Origin of the sequence: Saccharothrix sp. (genome assembly GCF_031180885.1) — a bacterium.
In the GTDB taxonomy this organism is placed as follows: Bacteria; Actinomycetota; Actinomycetes; order Mycobacteriales; family Pseudonocardiaceae; genus Actinosynnema.
In genome coordinates, this window is the sequence record NZ_JAPSLK010000095.1 from 1 (window position 1) to 15,460 (window position 15,460).

Below are 15,460 nucleotides of genomic sequence, written 5' to 3' on the forward strand. Positions count from 1 at the left end.
TGGCCGGGTGCCGCTAAAAATTTTGCTCGTTCCTCACAAAATTTTCGGCTGCACCCGGCCAAAAATGTGGTAGCCCTTCGGGCGGGCCATACGGGGATGACACAAGCAAGAAGCCCGGGTTGAGGTGTGTGCCCCGGCGGCACTGCCCGACGGCGCTGCGCGCCGAAGAGCAAGGGCGCTGCGCGCCTGAAGCACGCGGTGTGCGCCGAAGAGCAAGATCGGGGTGGGTGCCCGTGGACGGGGGTGGGGCGGTGTTCCGGGGTGCTCGACGCTCTAGGGTTGGCAACCTCTCGTCGCACACCGCGTCTTTAGCTGCAAGCAGTAGCCAACACACGGGATCGGGGTCGCTGAACATGAGCGCCGGCTACCAGCACGGATACCAGCAACAGGCCGCATACCGGCGGCCGGCGCCGAAGCGCCGCAAGCCGAGAGTCGGGCGGATCGTCGCGGTGGTCCTCGTCGTGCTCCTGGCCTTCGGCATCGGGTTGTGGGTGTACGTCGACTCGTCGCTGCGCCGCATCGACGCGTTGCCCGAGTACGAGGGCCGGCCCGCCGACACGCCTGGCACCAACTGGCTGCTGGTCGGGTCGGACGCGCGCGACGGCCTGTCCGAGGAGCAGAAGGCGGATCTGTCCACTGGGGACGCCGGTGGTCGGCGCACGGACACCATCATGTTGCTGCACATCCCCGAGGGCTCGGGGAAGGCGACGTTGGTGAGCATCCCTCGGGACTCCTATGTGGACATCCCGGGCAACGGCAAGAACAAGGTCAACGCGGCTTTCGCGTTCGGCGGCGCGCCGCTGCTGGTGCAGACCGTCGAAGGGGCGACCGGGGTCCGGGTCGACCACTACATGGAGATCGGCTTCGGCGGGTTCGCCGGCATCGTGGACGCCGTGGGCGGGGTCGAGATGTGCATCAAGGAGCCGATGCGGGACCCGTTGGCGGGCCTGGACCTCCAGCCCGGGTGCCAGGAGTTGGACGGTGCGCAGGCGCTGGGGTTCGTGCGGACCCGGGCGTTCGCCACGGCGGACCTCCAGCGGGTGCAGAACCAGCGGGAGTTCCTGTCCGCGCTGTCGGAGAAGGCGACCAGCTTCGGGACGCTGGCCAACCCGTTCAAGGCGTTCCCGCTGCTGTTCGCGACCACCGACTCGATCTCCGTGGACGACGACGACCACCTGCACAACCTGGCCGGGATGATGTTCGGCATGGGCGGCGGCGTGGACAACATCACGGTGCCGATCGGCGGCACGCCCACGTTTCCGGGTGTCGGCTCCGTGGTGCAGTGGGACCGCGAGAAGGCGCTGCGGCTGTTCGCGGCGCTGGAGAAGGACGAGCCGGTGCCGTCGGACCTGCTGGAGCAGCCCAAGTAACGACCGACACCGACAGCATGAAGGGGCGTCCGCCGGCTCTGGCTGGGGGCGCCCCTTCGGTGTGGAAGCTCAGTTGCCGGCCGACTCGACCTGCTCCGGCGTGGCGGCGGCCTCGGTGGGCTCGGGGGTGCCGGTCGAGAGGATGCTCTCGATGATGCCCTCGAACTCGCGCAGCAGGTCGTCGTATATCGGCGTGAGTGACACTTGGTGACCCCCAAAGTCTGGTTCATCCCCCGATAGGACCAACGCAGCCTACTCATGGGGCGGTACCCATTCCACGCGGTATCGACGAACTGCAAGGCCGTGTCGCTAACTGTTGGCTAAACACATCCCAAACCCGCAGGTTGTGTGCGGGTGCGACATGGGCGGAGTGGTGCAGGACACCTAGCGTTTTCGGGCATGAACAGTGTCCCGGGTCACAGCCAACAGCTGGCCGGTCGCACCGCGCTGGTCACGGGGGCGGGCAGCGGCATCGGGCGGGCGTGTGCGGCGGTGTTGGCGGCGGCGGGTGCGAAGGTGCACCTGGTGGACCGCGACGAGTCGGTGCGCGGGATCGCCGAGGAGCTGGGTGGCACGACCCACGTCGTGGACCTCGCGCAGGACGACCCCGCCCGCCACCTGCCCACCGAGGTCGACGTCCTGGTCAACAACGCGGGACTCCAGCACGTCGCCCCGGTCCACGAGTTCCCGCCGGACCGCTTCGTCCTCCTCCAGCGGGTCATGGTGACCGCGCCCTTCCTCCTCGCCCGCCACGTCCTGCCGCACATGTACGCGCGGGGCTGGGGCCGGGTCGTCAACGTCTCCAGCGTGCACGGGCAGCGCGCCAGCGCCTTCAAGTCCGCGTACGTGGCCGCCAAGCACGGGCTGGAAGGCCTGAGCAAGGTCATCGCGCTGGAGGGCGCGGAGCACGGCGTGACCAGCAACTGCGTCAGCCCCGGCTACGTGCGCACGCCGCTGGTGGAGAACCAGATCGCCGACCAGGCCAGGGCGCACGGCATCGACCGCGAGCGCGTGGTCGCCGACGTCCTGCTCGCCAAGCACGCCATCAAGGAACTGGTCGAACCGGACGAGGTCGCGCACCTCGTGCACTGGCTGTGCGGCGACCACGCCGCGCACGTCACCGGCTCGACCTTCACCCTCGACGGCGGCTGGACCGCCCAGTAACACCCCCGGAAAAACACACTCCCCCAACGAAGTGGTGACCCGCCATGGCCAACGCCGCCCCACCCAAGCAAGGTTTCGCCAAGGTCGTCATAGGAAGCCTGATCGGCACCACGATCGAGTGGTACGACTTCTTCCTCTACGGCTCGGCCGCCGCGATCGTGTTCAACAAGCTGTTCTTCCCCGCCGCCGACGAGCTGACCGGCACGCTGCTGGCGTTCCTCACCTACGCCATCGGCTTCCTCGCCCGACCGCTGGGCGGTCTCGTCTTCGGCCACTTCGGTGACAAGCTGGGCCGCAAGAAGCTACTCGTATTGAGTTTGCTGCTGATGGGTGGCGCGACGTTCGCGATGGGTCTGCTGCCCACGTACGCGGCGATCGGCGTCGGCGCGCCACTGCTGCTGACGTTCCTGCGCCTGGTGCAGGGTTTCGCGCTGGGCGGCGAGTGGGGCGGCGCGGTGCTGATCGTGTCGGAGCACGGCAGCGCGGAGCGGCGCGGGTTCTGGGCGTCGTGGCCGCAGGCCGGTGTCCCGATGGGCAACCTGCTCGCCACGGCCGTGCTGGCGGTCCTGGCGGCGGTGCAGAGCGACGAGGCGTTCCTGTCGTGGGGTTGGCGGGTGCCGTTCCTGCTGTCCGGCGTGCTGGTGCTGGTCGGCCTGTGGATCCGGTTGAGCGTGTCCGAGTCGCCGATCTTCCTGGAGGCGCAGGCGAAGGCGGCGAAGGTCAAGGTGCCGGAGAAGCCGCCGATCGTGGCGGTGGTGCGCGACCACTGGCGCGAGGTGCTGGTCGCGATGGGCGCCCGCATGGCGGAGAACGTGTCCTACTACGTGATCACCGCGTTCATCCTGGTCTACATCACGTCCTCGCTGGGTCTGCCCCGCTCCACCGGCCTCAACGCGGTCCTCATCGCGTCGGTGGCGCACCTGGTCACGATCCCGCTGTGGGGCGCGCTGTCGGACAAGATCGGCCGGCGCACCACGTACCTGATCGGCGCGGTCGGCATCGGCGCGTGGATGTTCCCGTTCTTCGCGCTGCTGGACACCAAGTCGTTCGGCCCGATCGTGCTCGCGGTGACCGTCGGCCTGGTCCTGCACGGCGCGATGTACGGCCCGCAGGCGGCCTACTTCTCCGAGCTGTTCGGCACGAAGGTGCGCTACTCGGGCGCGTCGATCGGCTACCAGCTCGCCTCGATCGCGGCCGGCGCGCTGGCCCCGATCATCGCCACGGCCCTGCTGCGGGACTTCAAGAGCTCGTTCCCGATCGTGCTGTACGTGCTGGCGATGTGCGTCCTCACGGTGATCGCCGTCCTGGTCTCGCGGGAGACCCGCGGGACTGCGCTGGACCGGACCGACACCGAGCGCACGACGGTGTCAGCATGAGGGCATGACCGACCGGGCCGACGCGGTGGAGCACCTGCTGGAGCTGCTGGACCTGCTCGCGGAGGACGCGAGCAGCGAGCGGCTGGCGCGGGTGCTCCCCGCGGCCCGGGCGGCGGGCGTGGCCGACACCGACCTGGACCGGATCGGGCGGGCCACGCAGTGGGCGCTGAAGATCCGCCGCACGCTCACCGCGCACCGCCGCCGCGAGGCCGAGCTGGAAGCCCTGTTCGACACCGCGAGCGACCTCGCGGGCGTGCGCGACCCGGACGCCGTCCTGCGCTCGATCGTGCGCCGCGCCCGGCAGCTGCTGGGCGCGGACATCGCGTACCTGAGCATGAACGCGCCCGGTGAGAACAGCACCTACATGCGGGTCACCGACGGCTCGATCTCCCCGTTGTTCCAGCAGCTCAAGCTGGGCATGGGGGAGGGCCTGGGCGGGCTGGTCGCGCAGACCGCGCAGCCGTACGTGACCGCCGACTACCCGACCGACGACCGGTTCAACCACACCACCACCATCGACACCGCGGTCCGCGACGAGGGCCTGGTGGCGATCCTGGGCGTGCCGCTGAAGCTGGGCAGCCGGGTCATCGGCGTGCTCTACGCGGCCAACCGCTCGCCCCGCCAGTTCCCGCCGGAGGAGGTGGCGCTGCTGTCGTCGCTGGCCGACCACGCGGCCATCGCCCTGGACACCGCGCACCTGCTGGAGGAGACGCGGACGGCGGGCGAGACGATCCGCGCCCACAACGAGGCCATGCGCCGCGCCGAGGACGCCCACGACCGGCTCACCGACCTCGTCCTGCGCGGCGCGGACGTGCCCGAGGTGGCGGCGGCGGTGGCGAAGGTCCTCGACGGCGGGATCGTCGTGCACGACCACGAGGGCGTCGAACTGGCCCGCATCGGCACCGCGCAAACGCTCGCGCCCCGCGCCGCGGCCAACGCCTCCCGCGCCTCCGGCCGGGCCATCCCGCAGGACGGCACGTGGGTGTGCGCGGTGCTGGCCGGCCGCGAGCTGCTGGGCAGCATCGCGCTGACCGACCGCCCCGACCTGGGCGACGCCGACCGCCGGCTGTTCGAACGCGCGTCCGTGGTGACCGCGCTGCTGCTGCTGTTGCGCCGCACGGTCGCCGAGGCGGAGAACAAGGTCCGCGGCGAGCTGATCACCGATCTGCTCGCGGCCAACGTCGACCCGGTGGCCCTGAGGGCGCGGGCGCGGCGGGTCGGCGTGGACCTGGACGCGGAGCACGTGGTGCTGGTCGCGGACGGCCCGCGTGACCGCATCCTGCCCGCCGCCGCGCACCTGGTGTCGTCGTCGCGGGGGCTCGCGGGCGTGCACGGCGAGCACGTCGTGCTGGTGCTGCCCGGCGCGGACCCGGCGGGCGCCGCCCGGGACGTCGCCCGGGTGCTGGGCAAGGCGGCCGGCCTGCCGGTGACCGTGGGTTCGGGTGGTCCCGCGCCCGGTCCGGCGGGGGTGGCCGCCGCGCACGCCGAGGCCGTGCGGTGCCTGCGGGCGCTGCTCGTGCTGGACCGGCGGGGCAGCGGCGGGACGCTGGCCGACCTGGGTTTCGTGGGGGTGCTGCTGGGCGACCGGGCCGACGTGTCCGGGTACGTGCGCGCGACCCTCGGGCCGCTGCTGGACTACGACGCGAGCCGGGGCACCGAGCTGGTCCGGACGGTCACCGCGTACTTCGCGTGCGGGCAGAACCTGAGCCGGGCCAAGGACGAGCTGCACGTCCACGTGAACACGGTGGTGCAGCGGCTGGACCGGGTGGCGAGCCTGCTGGGCGAGGACTGGCAGTCACCGGAACGGGTGCTGGAGGTCCAGTTGGCCCTGCGGCTGTTGAAGATCATCGGCTGAAACCCCCGCTCGGCCGCCCCCAGTGCGGCCGAGCAGCGGTCCCGGTCCGACCCGTCGGACCGGGACCGATCGGGGGTGCTCAGGTGAGCGCGCAGTCCGTCGTGGAGACCACCGGCGGACGGGCGACGGTCGCCGAGGCCGGCGGGGGAGTGCCGCGCAGCCAGCCCTCCAGGGCCGCGAACGCCGTGCGGTGGCACGGGGTCAGCGGGCGCAGGCGGTCGGGGTAGGCGTCGTAGAGGGCGTCGACGTGCGTGCCGCCCTCGATCCGGTAGTAGCGGAACAGGTGGCCGCGGCCCGCGTCCTTGATCATCTGGGCGTAGACGTCGGAGTCCTTGGAGATCGGCAGGAGGGTGTCCAGGGTGCCGTGCAGGGTCAGCAGCGGCTTGCCGATCCGGCCGGTCAGGGCGATGCGTGCGACGGCCCGTTGGGCCTGCGGCCGGGACGCGTAGTCGTAGTCCGCGTCGCACGCCGGGGTGCCGGGCGCGCAGAACGGCGTGCCGGCCTCGGTGTCGCCGTCCCACGCCGGGTCCAGTTCCTCGCGGTAGATCCGCTGGGTGAGGTCCCAGTAGACGCGGTGGTGGAAGTCCCACAGGAACTCCGACTCGGCCGGGAAGCCCGCGGCGATAACGGACGCCTTGTCGCCCTGCGGGTAGGCCTTGAGCGCGGGCGGCAGGAAGGTGAGCAGGTTGGGGCCCTGCTTGGCCCACAGCGTGCCCTCCCAGTCGACACCGCCGTCGTAGAGCCAGGGGAAGTTCTCCAACTGCCAGCGCACGAGGTAGCCGCCGTTGGACAGGCCCGTGGCCAGGGTGCGGCTGGGCGGGCGGCAGTACCGTTGCGCGACAACGGCTTTGGCCGCGACGGTGAGCTGGGTGACGCGGCGGTTCCACTCCACGATCGCGTCACCGGGGCGGTCGCCGTCGCGGTGGAAGGCCGCGCCGGTGTTGCCCTTGTCGGTGGACGCGAACGCGTAGCCGCGGGCCAGGACGAAGTCGCTGATGGCCCGGTCGTTGGCGTACTGCTCGCGCACGCCGGGGGAGCCGGCGACGACCAGGCCGCCGTTCCAGTTCTCCGGCAGGCGGATGACGAACTGGGAGTCGTGCGCCCAGCCGTGGTTGGTGTTGGAGGTGGAGTCGTCGGGGAAGTAGCCGTCGACCTGGGTGCCCGCGACGGGCGTCGGCGCGGGCAGGCCGGCGGGGGTGAGCCCGGCCCAGTCGGCGGGGTCCGTGCGGCCACCCGCGGTGGACAGGTCGTCGAGGTGGGTCAGTTCCTGGTGTGCGGCACCGGGAACGCGCAGGGGACCGCAGCCCTCGGCGAGGGCGGGCGGGGCCTGCGCCAACGTGGCGACAAGCGCTGCGACCAGCGGAACGGCGATGTTCACCCGTCGCACCGTAGGACGGAGATCGTTGTGCGGTAATGGTTCCGCGCACCATGCCGCTGCGGGTTCATGTGTCGGCGGTAGCCACCCCGGGTGACCCCTGGCCGGTGGACCCGGGCGCGTGCGGTGATCGGTGATCGGTCGGGGTCGGGTCACCGGTACGGGTCACGGCCAACCGGTCGACATCCGGGCCGCACGATCGCGATGTCTTGGCTCGGCGGCACATCCGGTCCACCGGTTCGCCCGGCGGTGGCGGCTTGAGTCGCACGATCGGGCTGTTTTCTTACCAGAGTTGAGGGGTAGCTGAGATGCCCCAGCCAAATTCGCACTAGCAGGTGATTTACGTTCACCCGGCGTGAGGTGAACGCTTCCGGGGTGACTGAGCAACGGAGCTCTTTGCCCCTCGACCGGGAATCGGACCTGATCCGGCGCATCCAGAACCTCGCGCGCCGCGCCGAACGCACGGCGTTCAACCACTCCAACCTGGTCGGCCCGCCGCCGTCCCAGGAGCACCTGGACATCCTGGCGGAGATCCGCGCGCTGACCGAGCAGGCCGTGGCCGCGAGACTCGGCAGACGAACGACGTTGCCCCGCCAAGCGGACCCGGTCGAGGACACACCGACGCTCTCCGCCGGCGCGAGGTAGCGGCCTCCCGAGCCGCCGGGCGCGCCGACGCGGGAACGGGGAACGGGTCCGCGGAACGCCGGCCGGCCTTCGCGGGAGCGCTGGCCTGCAACAGCCGCTCCACCTCGCCGAGCCGCCCGCCCCGCCCCTGCTGGCCCCTCCGCACCGCCGAGCTGCCTCGCCGCCAACAACGTCGGGTGGCAGCCGGCCGCGAAGGCCGAGCGGCTACGGCCGGAACTCCGGCAGGGGCCGCCCGCGCCGCGCCGCACCGCCGAGCCGCTTCGCCCGCCAACAACGTCGGGTGGCAGCCGGCCGGAACGTCGAGCGGCCCCCGCCGGAAATCCGGCAGGGGCCGCCCGCGTCGCCACTCCGCACTACCGCCGGCGGACCAGCTTCACCAGGCCCTTGAAGGTCTCCTCCAAACCCGACGAGAACGGGTTGTCGTTCACCAGGTACGTCCACGTCGTGTTCGGCCGGTGCACCCCCGCCTCCGCCAGGTGCGCGCCCTCCTCGTCGATCTGGACCTTCGCGAACGTCTCCTCCGCCTCGTCCCACGCGTCCGGCACGATCCGGTGGTAGGCCGGGATCGCCTCGCGGTGGAACTCGTCCAGCGGGTTCTGCCGGGCCAGCGCCCGCAGGTGGATGCCCTCCCGCAGGTCGGTCAGGAACACCAGGTGGTCGCTCCACCGCTGGTCCAGGTGGTGCAGCGCGATCAACCGGGCCGCCTTCACCAGGATCTCGTGGTCGAGGTTCTCCAGTTCCTCCGCCCGCTCCGGCTTGCGCTTGGACAGCTCCTCCCACGCCAGCTCCGTGGTGAGCACCTTGTCCCGGAACTCCAGCACCAACGTCCGCTGGTGCTCGATCAGCTTGTTGTACCGCCACGTGTTGCGGTGGATCTCCAGCTGCACGCCCTCGGCCACGCGCTGCGCGTGCTCCACGGTGTGCAGCGTGCCCGCGTCGACCACGCGCCCGTCTTCCTCCACCTCGGCGGGCTCGTCGTGGTCGGGCACGTACTGCGTGACCAGGTCGTCCTGCAACGACGAGAAGAACACCGACCCGCCCGGGTCGCCCTGCCGCCCGGCGCGACCGCGCAGCTGGTCGTCCAGCCGCGACGACGAGTGCCGCCCGGTGCCGATCACGTACAGGCCGCCCAGCTCGGCGATTCGCTCCCGGTCGGTCGACTCGTGCCCGCCCAGCCGGATGTCCGTGCCGCGACCCGCCATCTGGGTGGACACCGTGATCCGCCCGAACGACCCCGCGTCGGCGATGATCGCGGCCTCCTCGGCGTCGTTCTTGGCGTTGAGGACGACGCACTCCAGCCCCGCCGCCGCGAGCTTGCGCGACAGCCGCTCGGACTCGGCCACGTCCAGCGTGCCCACGAGGATCGGCCGCCCGGTCTCGTGGACGGTCTTGATCTCCTCGACGATCGCGGCTTCCTTCAGCTCCAGCGTCGTGTACAGCCGGGGCGCCTCGTCCTCCCGGATGCACTCCACGTTCGACGGGATGACCAGCACTTCCAGCTTGTAGAAGTCCCGCAGCTGCTCCGCCACGGCCACCGCGGTGCCGGTCATGCCGCACACGGTGGGGTAGCGCGACAGCAGCGCCTGCACGGTCACCGAGTCCAGGACCTCGCCCGCGTCCGTGGTGGCCACCGCCTCCTTGGCCTCCACCGCCGCCTGCAACCCGTCCGGCCAGCGCTGGAGCTTCGCGATCCGGCCCCGGGTGTCGTTGATCAGGTGCACCTTGCCGTCGCGCACGATGTAGTCGACGTCCCGGTGCAGCAGCACCTGCGCGTGCAGGGCGACGTTCACCTTGGACAACGTGGTCGACACGTGCTCGTCGGAGTACAGGTCGATGCCGCCGAGCGCCCGCTCCACCAGCTCCGAGCCCGCGCCGGTCAGGTAGACGTTGCGCTCCTCGTCGTCCACCTCGAAGTGCAGGTCCCGCCGCAGCCGCTTCACCAGGTCCGCCAGCGCCGGGTCGACCGCCGGCCCGGCCGTGGAGCCCGCCAGCACCAGCGGCACGCGCGCCTCGTCGACCAGCACCGAGTCAGCCTCGTCCACCAGCGCGACGCGCGGCGCGGGCACGATCCGGTCCGCCTGGTCCACGGCCAGCCGGTCGCGCAGCACGTCGAACCCGATCTCGGACACCGACGCGTAGCAGACCTCGGCCTCGTAGGCGGCCCGCCGCTCCTCGGGCTTGCTCGACTGCGAGATCCAGCCGACCGACACGCCGAGCAGGTCGTACAGCGGCCCCATCCACTCGGCGTCGCGCTGGGCGAGGTAGTCGTTCACCGACACCACGTGCACCTGGTCGCCGCGCAGGGCGAACCCGGCCGCCGCGATGGCGCCGGAGAGCGTCTTGCCCTCACCGGTGGCCATCTCCACCACGTGCCCCTCCAGCAGCCCGAGCGCGCCGAGGATCTGCACGTCGAACGGCCGCAGCCCGAGCGCCCGGTCGGCCGCCTCCCGGCCCAGCGCCACGACCTCGACCAGCTCGTCCCGGCCGAAGTGCGCTTTCTCCCGCAACTCGGCCGCCTTGGCGGTCAACTCGGAGTCGCTGAGCGCGCCCATCCGCTCGGCCAGCTCGTTCACCTCGGCGAGGAGCTTCCGATACGGCGCGAGGTCGGCGGAGCCGGGCTTCTGCGCGAACCGGCGCAGCCGCTGCTTGAACCGTCCCAGGAGAGTGGTCACGGCACGGCAACGTACGGCACGCGCCCAACGTTCCGCACGTCACCCGGTTGACTCTTCACTCAAACCCCTCCAGGCCGGCGTGGACTCACCAGGTGTCGACGAACGGGCGCTTCTTCCCGTCTCGTTTGGGTGGCGTGTCGACGAGTAGCTGGGTGGTGACCCAACGTCGAGTCTCGGCTGGGTCGATCACGTCGTCGATCTCGAACGCCGACGCCACGTTGAGCGCCTTCCCGTGCTCGTACGCCGCCGCGACCATGGCCTCGAACGCCTCCCGCCGCTGCGCCGGGTCCTCGATGCCGTCCAGCTCCCGCTTGAACCCGAGCTTGACCGCACCCTCCAGCCCCATCGGCCCGAACTCCCCGCTGGGCCACGACACCGCGAACCGGGGCACCTTCAGGCTCCCCGCCGCCATCGCCTGCGCCCCCAGCCCGTACGCCTTGCGCAGCACCACAAGCCCGAACGGCACGCTCAGGTTCGCCCCGCCGACCAACATCCGGGTCAGGTGCCGCACGGTGGCCGTCCGCTCCGCCTGCGGGCCGACCATGAACCCCGGGGTGTCGCAGAGCGAGAGCACCGGCAGGTCGAAGGCGTCGCAGAGCTGGAGGAACCGGGCCGCCTTGTCCGCCGCGTCCGCGTCGATCGCGCCGCCCAGCACCGACGGGTCGTTGGCGATCAACCCCAGTGGCTTGCCCTCGACGCGCACCAACGCCGTGACGATCCCCCGGCCGAACTCCCGGCGCAGCTCCAGCACCGACCACGTGTCGGCCAGCGTGTCGATCACGGTCCGCACGTCGTAGGCCCGCACCCGGTTCTCCGGCACGGCGTGCCGGAGGATTCGCTGGTCAGGGGCCTCCCAGGTGTCCACCGGCCCGTGGAAGTAGGACAGGTACTTCTTGGCGACCTCGACCGCCTCCGCCTCGTCCGCGACGGCCACGTCCACGACCCCGTTGGGCACCTGCACGCTCATCGGCCCGACCTCCTCCGGCCGGAACACCCCCAACCCGCCGCCCTCGATCATGGCCGGCCCACCCATGCCGATCGTGGCGTCCCGGGTGGCGATCACGACGTCGCACGTGCCCAGCAGGACCGCGTTGCCCGCGAAGCACCGCCCCGAGGCGATGCCCACCAGCGGCACCAGCCCGGACAGCTTCGCGAACAGGTGGAACGCCATGCAGTCCAGCCCGCTGACGACACCGTGGTCGGTGTCCCCTGGCCGCCCGCCGCCGCCCTCCGCGAAGAGCACGACCGGCAGGCGTTGATCCTCGGCCAGGGCGAACATCCGGTCTTTCTTGGCGTGGTTGCGCATCCCCTGGGTGCCGGCCATGACCGCGTAGTCGTAGGACAACGCGACCGTGCGGTGACCGTCGACCAGCCCCACCCCGGCGACCATGCCGTCGGCCGGGGTCCGCTCCACCAGTTCGTCCAGCGACCGCCGGCGGCGTTGGGCCGCGATCGCCAGACCGCCGTACTCGACGAAGTCGGTGCACAGGTCCGCGATGTTCTCCCGGGCGGTCCGGTGGCCTTGGGCGTGCCGCTTGGCCTCCGCCGCCGGGCGGGAGAAGTCGTGGCGGGCCATGGTCTCGGCCAGGTCGGGGCGGATCTCGTCCAGGTCGACGTCGACGGTCTTCTCCTCGGTCGCGTCGGTCCCGCCGTCGGCCAGCAGGGTCCCCTCGGCCACGGTCTCGCCGACCTCCACGAGGACCCGGCCGTCGCCCACGGTCACCACGTGCTGCATCTTCATCGCCTCGACGACGACCGTGCCGTTCTCGATGGCGACCACAGTGCCCTGTACGGGCGCGCGCGGCCCTCGGTCCTCGCGGGGCAGTTCGTCGACGAACCCGGTGTGCGCGGACAGCAGGTCCGGGTGGTCCAGGAGGCCGCGCAGGAAGCCCAGGTTGGTCGCCGCGCCGTCGACGTCGAACTCGCCCAGCGCGCGCTGGGCGCGGCGCAACGCCGTGCCCAGGTCGTCGCCGTGGGCGATCACCTTGGCCAGCAGGGCGTCGAACCCGAGGCCCGCGCGGAAGCCGGGGTGGGCGTGGGTGTCGACCCGGATGCCGGGACCGGTGGGCGGCGCGAACGTGGACAGCCGACCGGCGGACGCGAGGTTGACCCGCACCTGGATCGCGGCCCCGCGCGGGGTGTGGGTCAGGTCCGGCTCGACCTCCGCCGCGAGCAGGAGTTGGGCGCGCACCAGGTCCAGCCCGGTGACCTCCTCGGTCACGGTGTGCTCGACCTGCAACCTCGGGTTGGCCTCCAGGAACACGTACCGGGTGGGCGTGACCAGGAACTCGACCGTGCCCAGCCCGGTGTACCGGACGGCCCGCGCGATGGCCGCCGCCGCCTCGTGCAGCTCGGCACGCAGGCCCGGGTCCAGCCCCGGCGCGGGCGCGATCTCGACCAGCTTCTGGTGGCCGGACTGGAGGCTGCAATCGCGGTCGCCCAGCACGGTCGTGCCCACCAGCTGCACCTCGATGTGCCGAGCGGGCGTCAGCAACTCCTCCACGTACACCGACCCGTCGCCGAACGCGGCCAGCGCCTCGGCCCGGCACCGCTCGACGGCCGGGGTCAGGTCCATCAGCCGCCGCACCACCCGCATGCCCTTGCCGCCGCCCCCGGACACCGCCTTGACCATCACGGCCCCGTGCGCCTTGAAGAACTCCTCGAAGTTCGACGTGGCGCCGGCCAGCACCGGCACGCCGACCTCGGTGGCCAGCGCGCGGGCGCTCAGCTTGTCGCCGAGCAGCCCCAGCACCTCCGGCGGCGGCCCGACGAAGGTCAGCCCGGCCTCGGCGCACCGCCGCGCGAACTCGGCGTTCTCGGACAGGAACCCGTAGCCGGGGTGCACGAACCGGCACCCCTCGGCGGCGGCCAGCAACTGGTCGACGTCCAGGTAGGACGCCGGCCCCTCGCCGCGCAGCCGGACCGCCCGGTCGGCGAGGCCGGCGTGGCCCGGGTCGTCGTCGGTGAACACCGCCGTGGTCCGCCAGCCCAGGTCCGCGGCGGCGCGCAGGACCCGGACGGCGACCTCACCCCGGTTGGCGACGAGCAGCGTGGACACCGCAACCTCCTGAGCGACCGCTTAGTATGTGACTGCCGTCGCATACTGGCACCACGGCTTAGCGTTCGTCCAGAGCCAACCGATCCACCCAGTGAGGCGTCCATGGGGACAAATCGCTCCCCAGGGACGTGAACCGCAAGGTTTCAGGAGGACCACCGTGGTGTTCAAGAGGATGTTGCGCGCGTTCGGAGTCGGCGGTCCGTCCGTGGACACGGTGCTGACCAACCCGAACGTCCGGCCCGGCGAGCTGCTCACCGGCGAGGTCCGCATCGCCGGCGGCGACCACCCCGCCGACATCGACCAGGTCAAGCTGTCGCTGGTCACCCGGGTCGAGGTGGAGAGCGGGGACAGCGAGCACAACCGCAACGTCGAGTTCGCGCGCATCGTCGTCGGCCAGCGCATCCAGGTCGGCCCGGGTCAGAACCTGGCGCTGCCGTTCCAGTTCCCGGTGCCGCTGGAGACCCCGCTGACCGTCGTGCACGGCCAGCACCTGCACGGCATGACCATGGGCCTGCGCACCGAGCTGGAGGTGCGCGGCGCGGTGGACCCGGGCGACCTCGACCCGGTCGCCGTGCACCCGATCCGCTCGCAGGAGCACGTGCTCAACGCGTTCGGCGCGCTGGGCTTCCGGTTCACCCGCGCGGACTCCGAGCAGGGCCGCATCCACGGCGTGCCGCAGCAGCTGCCGTTCTACCAGGAGATCGAGTTCCTGCCGCCGCAGCAGTTCCTGAGCAAGATCAGCCAGATCGAGCTGACCTTCGTCACCGACCCGCACCACCTCTACGTGGTGCTGGAGGCGGACCGCCGCGGCGGCCTGTTCCGGGCCGGCGGTGACTCGTTCGGGCACTTCGCCATGTCGCACGATGAGGTGATCCGCACGGACTGGGCGGCCATCCTCCACCAGTGGATGGACCAGGTGGCCGGCCGTCGCGGAAGCCATGGTCACGGCATGCACGGGGGCCACTACCCGGGTCACCACGGCGGTCACCACGGCGGTCACCACGGCGGGGGAATCGGGGCCGGTGGGGTCGTCGCCGGGGCTGCGGCCGGCGTTTTCGGTGGGATGATTATCGGCGAGGCCCTCGACGAGATCGGGGACTTCTTCGAAGGCGACTAACCCGCAGGAGGCATCGTGGGTATCGGCGGTGTGATCAGCGCTCTGATCGTGGGTCTCATCATCGGGTTCCTCGGCAAGCTCGTCGCTCCCGGCAAGCAGGCGATCCCGATCTGGCTGACCCTCGTGGTCGGCATCGTGGCGGCGTTCCTGGGCACGTTCATCGCCCGGGCGCTGGGCGTCGAGGACACCCCGGGCATCGACTGGATCGAGATCATCGTGCAGGTGGTGATCGCCGCCGTGGGCGTCAGCCTGGCCGCCGGCTTCTACGGGCGCAAACAAGTCCACTGAGGACTTTTCACGAAGGGCCTTCCGATGTTGGTCGGGAGGCCCTTTCGCGTTTCAGGCGCCCAGCATGCGCAGGACCAAATCCGCGTACAAAGTGCCGATGTCCTCAGGTGTGCGTCGGCCGCCGGGCTTGTACCAACGGGCGACGTCGATGCAGAGAGACAGGACCGCCAAGGTCGCCCCCCGCACGTCCGGCACGTCGAAAGCCCCCGCCGCCACCCCGTCCTCGATCATCCCGCGCATCGCGGACTCGATCTCCCTGCGCAGTTCGACCACCTCGGCGTGGTGCTCCGGCGTCAGCGCGGTCAGTTCGTACTGCACGACCCGGGCCGTGAGGTGGAATTCCGCGTGCCACGACGAGAAGGCCTTCACCGCCGCCGCCATCCGGGCCACCGGCTCGGTCTCGGTCACCCCGATCAGCATCTCCAGCGCCCGCCGGTGCCCGATGCGCGAGATCTGGAACAGCAGGTCCTCTTTGGACCGGTAGTGGATGTACACCGCCGCCGGGCTCATGCCGGCCTGTGCGGCGATGTCGCGGGTGGT

The 15,460-nt window shown here is 71.3% G+C and carries 12 protein-coding genes; 7 read left to right on the forward strand and 5 right to left on the reverse strand.

Going from position 1 to position 15,460, the window contains the following annotated elements:
• Window positions 1-353: 353 nt before the first annotated feature.
• Entirely contained in the window at window positions 354-1,370 is a 1,017-nt protein-coding gene (locus tag RIN75_RS42620) for an LCP family protein (RefSeq protein WP_309117804.1), read from the forward strand.
• A 69-nt stretch (window positions 1,371-1,439) separates the two neighbouring features.
• Here the strand turns inward: RIN75_RS42620 and RIN75_RS42625 are convergent, their stop codons facing one another.
• Window positions 1,440-1,574 carry a hypothetical protein gene (locus RIN75_RS42625; RefSeq protein WP_309117805.1) on the reverse strand — a complete coding sequence of 45 codons (135 nt, stop codon included), beginning with the start codon at window positions 1,572-1,574 and terminating at the stop codon, window positions 1,440-1,442.
• Between the two features lie 195 nt (window positions 1,575-1,769).
• On the opposite strand from RIN75_RS42625, the gene RIN75_RS42630 reads away from it, so the two are divergent.
• The 3 genes from RIN75_RS42630 to RIN75_RS42640 are packed head-to-tail and all read left to right on the forward strand — an operon-like array spanning window position 1,770 to window position 5,765.
• Entirely contained in the window at window positions 1,770-2,534 is a 765-nt protein-coding gene (locus RIN75_RS42630) for a 3-hydroxybutyrate dehydrogenase (RefSeq protein ID WP_309117806.1), read from the forward strand.
• 44 nt (window positions 2,535-2,578) lie between these two features.
• Window positions 2,579-3,910, forward strand: a complete 1,332-nt coding sequence (locus RIN75_RS42635; RefSeq protein WP_309117807.1) for an MFS transporter — start codon at window positions 2,579-2,581, stop codon at window positions 3,908-3,910.
• Window positions 3,911-3,914: 4 nt separating this feature from the next.
• Window positions 3,915-5,765 carry a GAF domain-containing protein gene (locus RIN75_RS42640; protein ID WP_309117808.1) on the forward strand — a complete coding sequence of 617 codons (1,851 nt, stop codon included), beginning with the start codon at window positions 3,915-3,917 and terminating at the stop codon, window positions 5,763-5,765.
• A 79-nt stretch (window positions 5,766-5,844) separates the two neighbouring features.
• Here RIN75_RS42640 and RIN75_RS42645 read toward each other — a convergent pair whose 3' ends face one another.
• Window positions 5,845-7,152, reverse strand: a complete 1,308-nt coding sequence (locus RIN75_RS42645; protein WP_375296101.1) for a tannase/feruloyl esterase family alpha/beta hydrolase — start codon at window positions 7,150-7,152, stop codon at window positions 5,845-5,847.
• Window positions 7,153-7,515: 363 nt separating this feature from the next.
• Between RIN75_RS42645 and RIN75_RS42650 the strand changes: the two genes are divergently transcribed.
• Complete coding sequence (locus RIN75_RS42650) at window positions 7,516-7,785, forward strand: hypothetical protein (RefSeq protein WP_309117809.1); 270 nt, start codon at window positions 7,516-7,518, stop codon at window positions 7,783-7,785.
• A gap of 353 nt (window positions 7,786-8,138) precedes the next feature.
• Here the strand turns inward: RIN75_RS42650 and secA2 are convergent, their stop codons facing one another.
• Together secA2 and RIN75_RS42660 are read right to left on the reverse strand one after the other, a co-directional pair.
• On the reverse strand, window positions 8,139-10,457 hold the full coding sequence (secA2, locus tag RIN75_RS42655) for an accessory Sec system translocase SecA2 (protein ID WP_309117810.1): 2,319 nt from the start codon (window positions 10,455-10,457) through the stop codon (window positions 8,139-8,141).
• Window positions 10,458-10,542: 85 nt separating this feature from the next.
• A complete protein-coding gene (locus RIN75_RS42660; RefSeq protein ID WP_309117811.1) occupies window positions 10,543-13,515 on the reverse strand; it encodes a carboxyl transferase domain-containing protein in 2,973 nt (990 codons plus the stop codon).
• A 160-nt stretch (window positions 13,516-13,675) separates the two neighbouring features.
• On the opposite strand from RIN75_RS42660, the gene RIN75_RS42665 reads away from it, so the two are divergent.
• Both RIN75_RS42665 and RIN75_RS42670 read left to right on the forward strand, forming a co-directional pair.
• Window positions 13,676-14,632 carry a sporulation protein gene (locus RIN75_RS42665; protein ID WP_309117815.1) on the forward strand — a complete coding sequence of 319 codons (957 nt, stop codon included), beginning with the start codon at window positions 13,676-13,678 and terminating at the stop codon, window positions 14,630-14,632.
• A gap of 15 nt (window positions 14,633-14,647) precedes the next feature.
• The gene (locus RIN75_RS42670; RefSeq protein ID WP_309117812.1) at window positions 14,648-14,920 is read left to right on the forward strand and encodes a GlsB/YeaQ/YmgE family stress response membrane protein; all 273 of its coding nucleotides are present in this window, start codon (window positions 14,648-14,650) and stop codon (window positions 14,918-14,920) included.
• Window positions 14,921-14,971: 51 nt separating this feature from the next.
• On the opposite strand, the gene RIN75_RS42675 is transcribed toward RIN75_RS42670, so the two are convergent.
• A partial coding sequence (locus tag RIN75_RS42675) for a TetR/AcrR family transcriptional regulator (protein ID WP_309117813.1) occupies window positions 14,972-15,460 on the reverse strand: 489 nt, incomplete at its 5' end.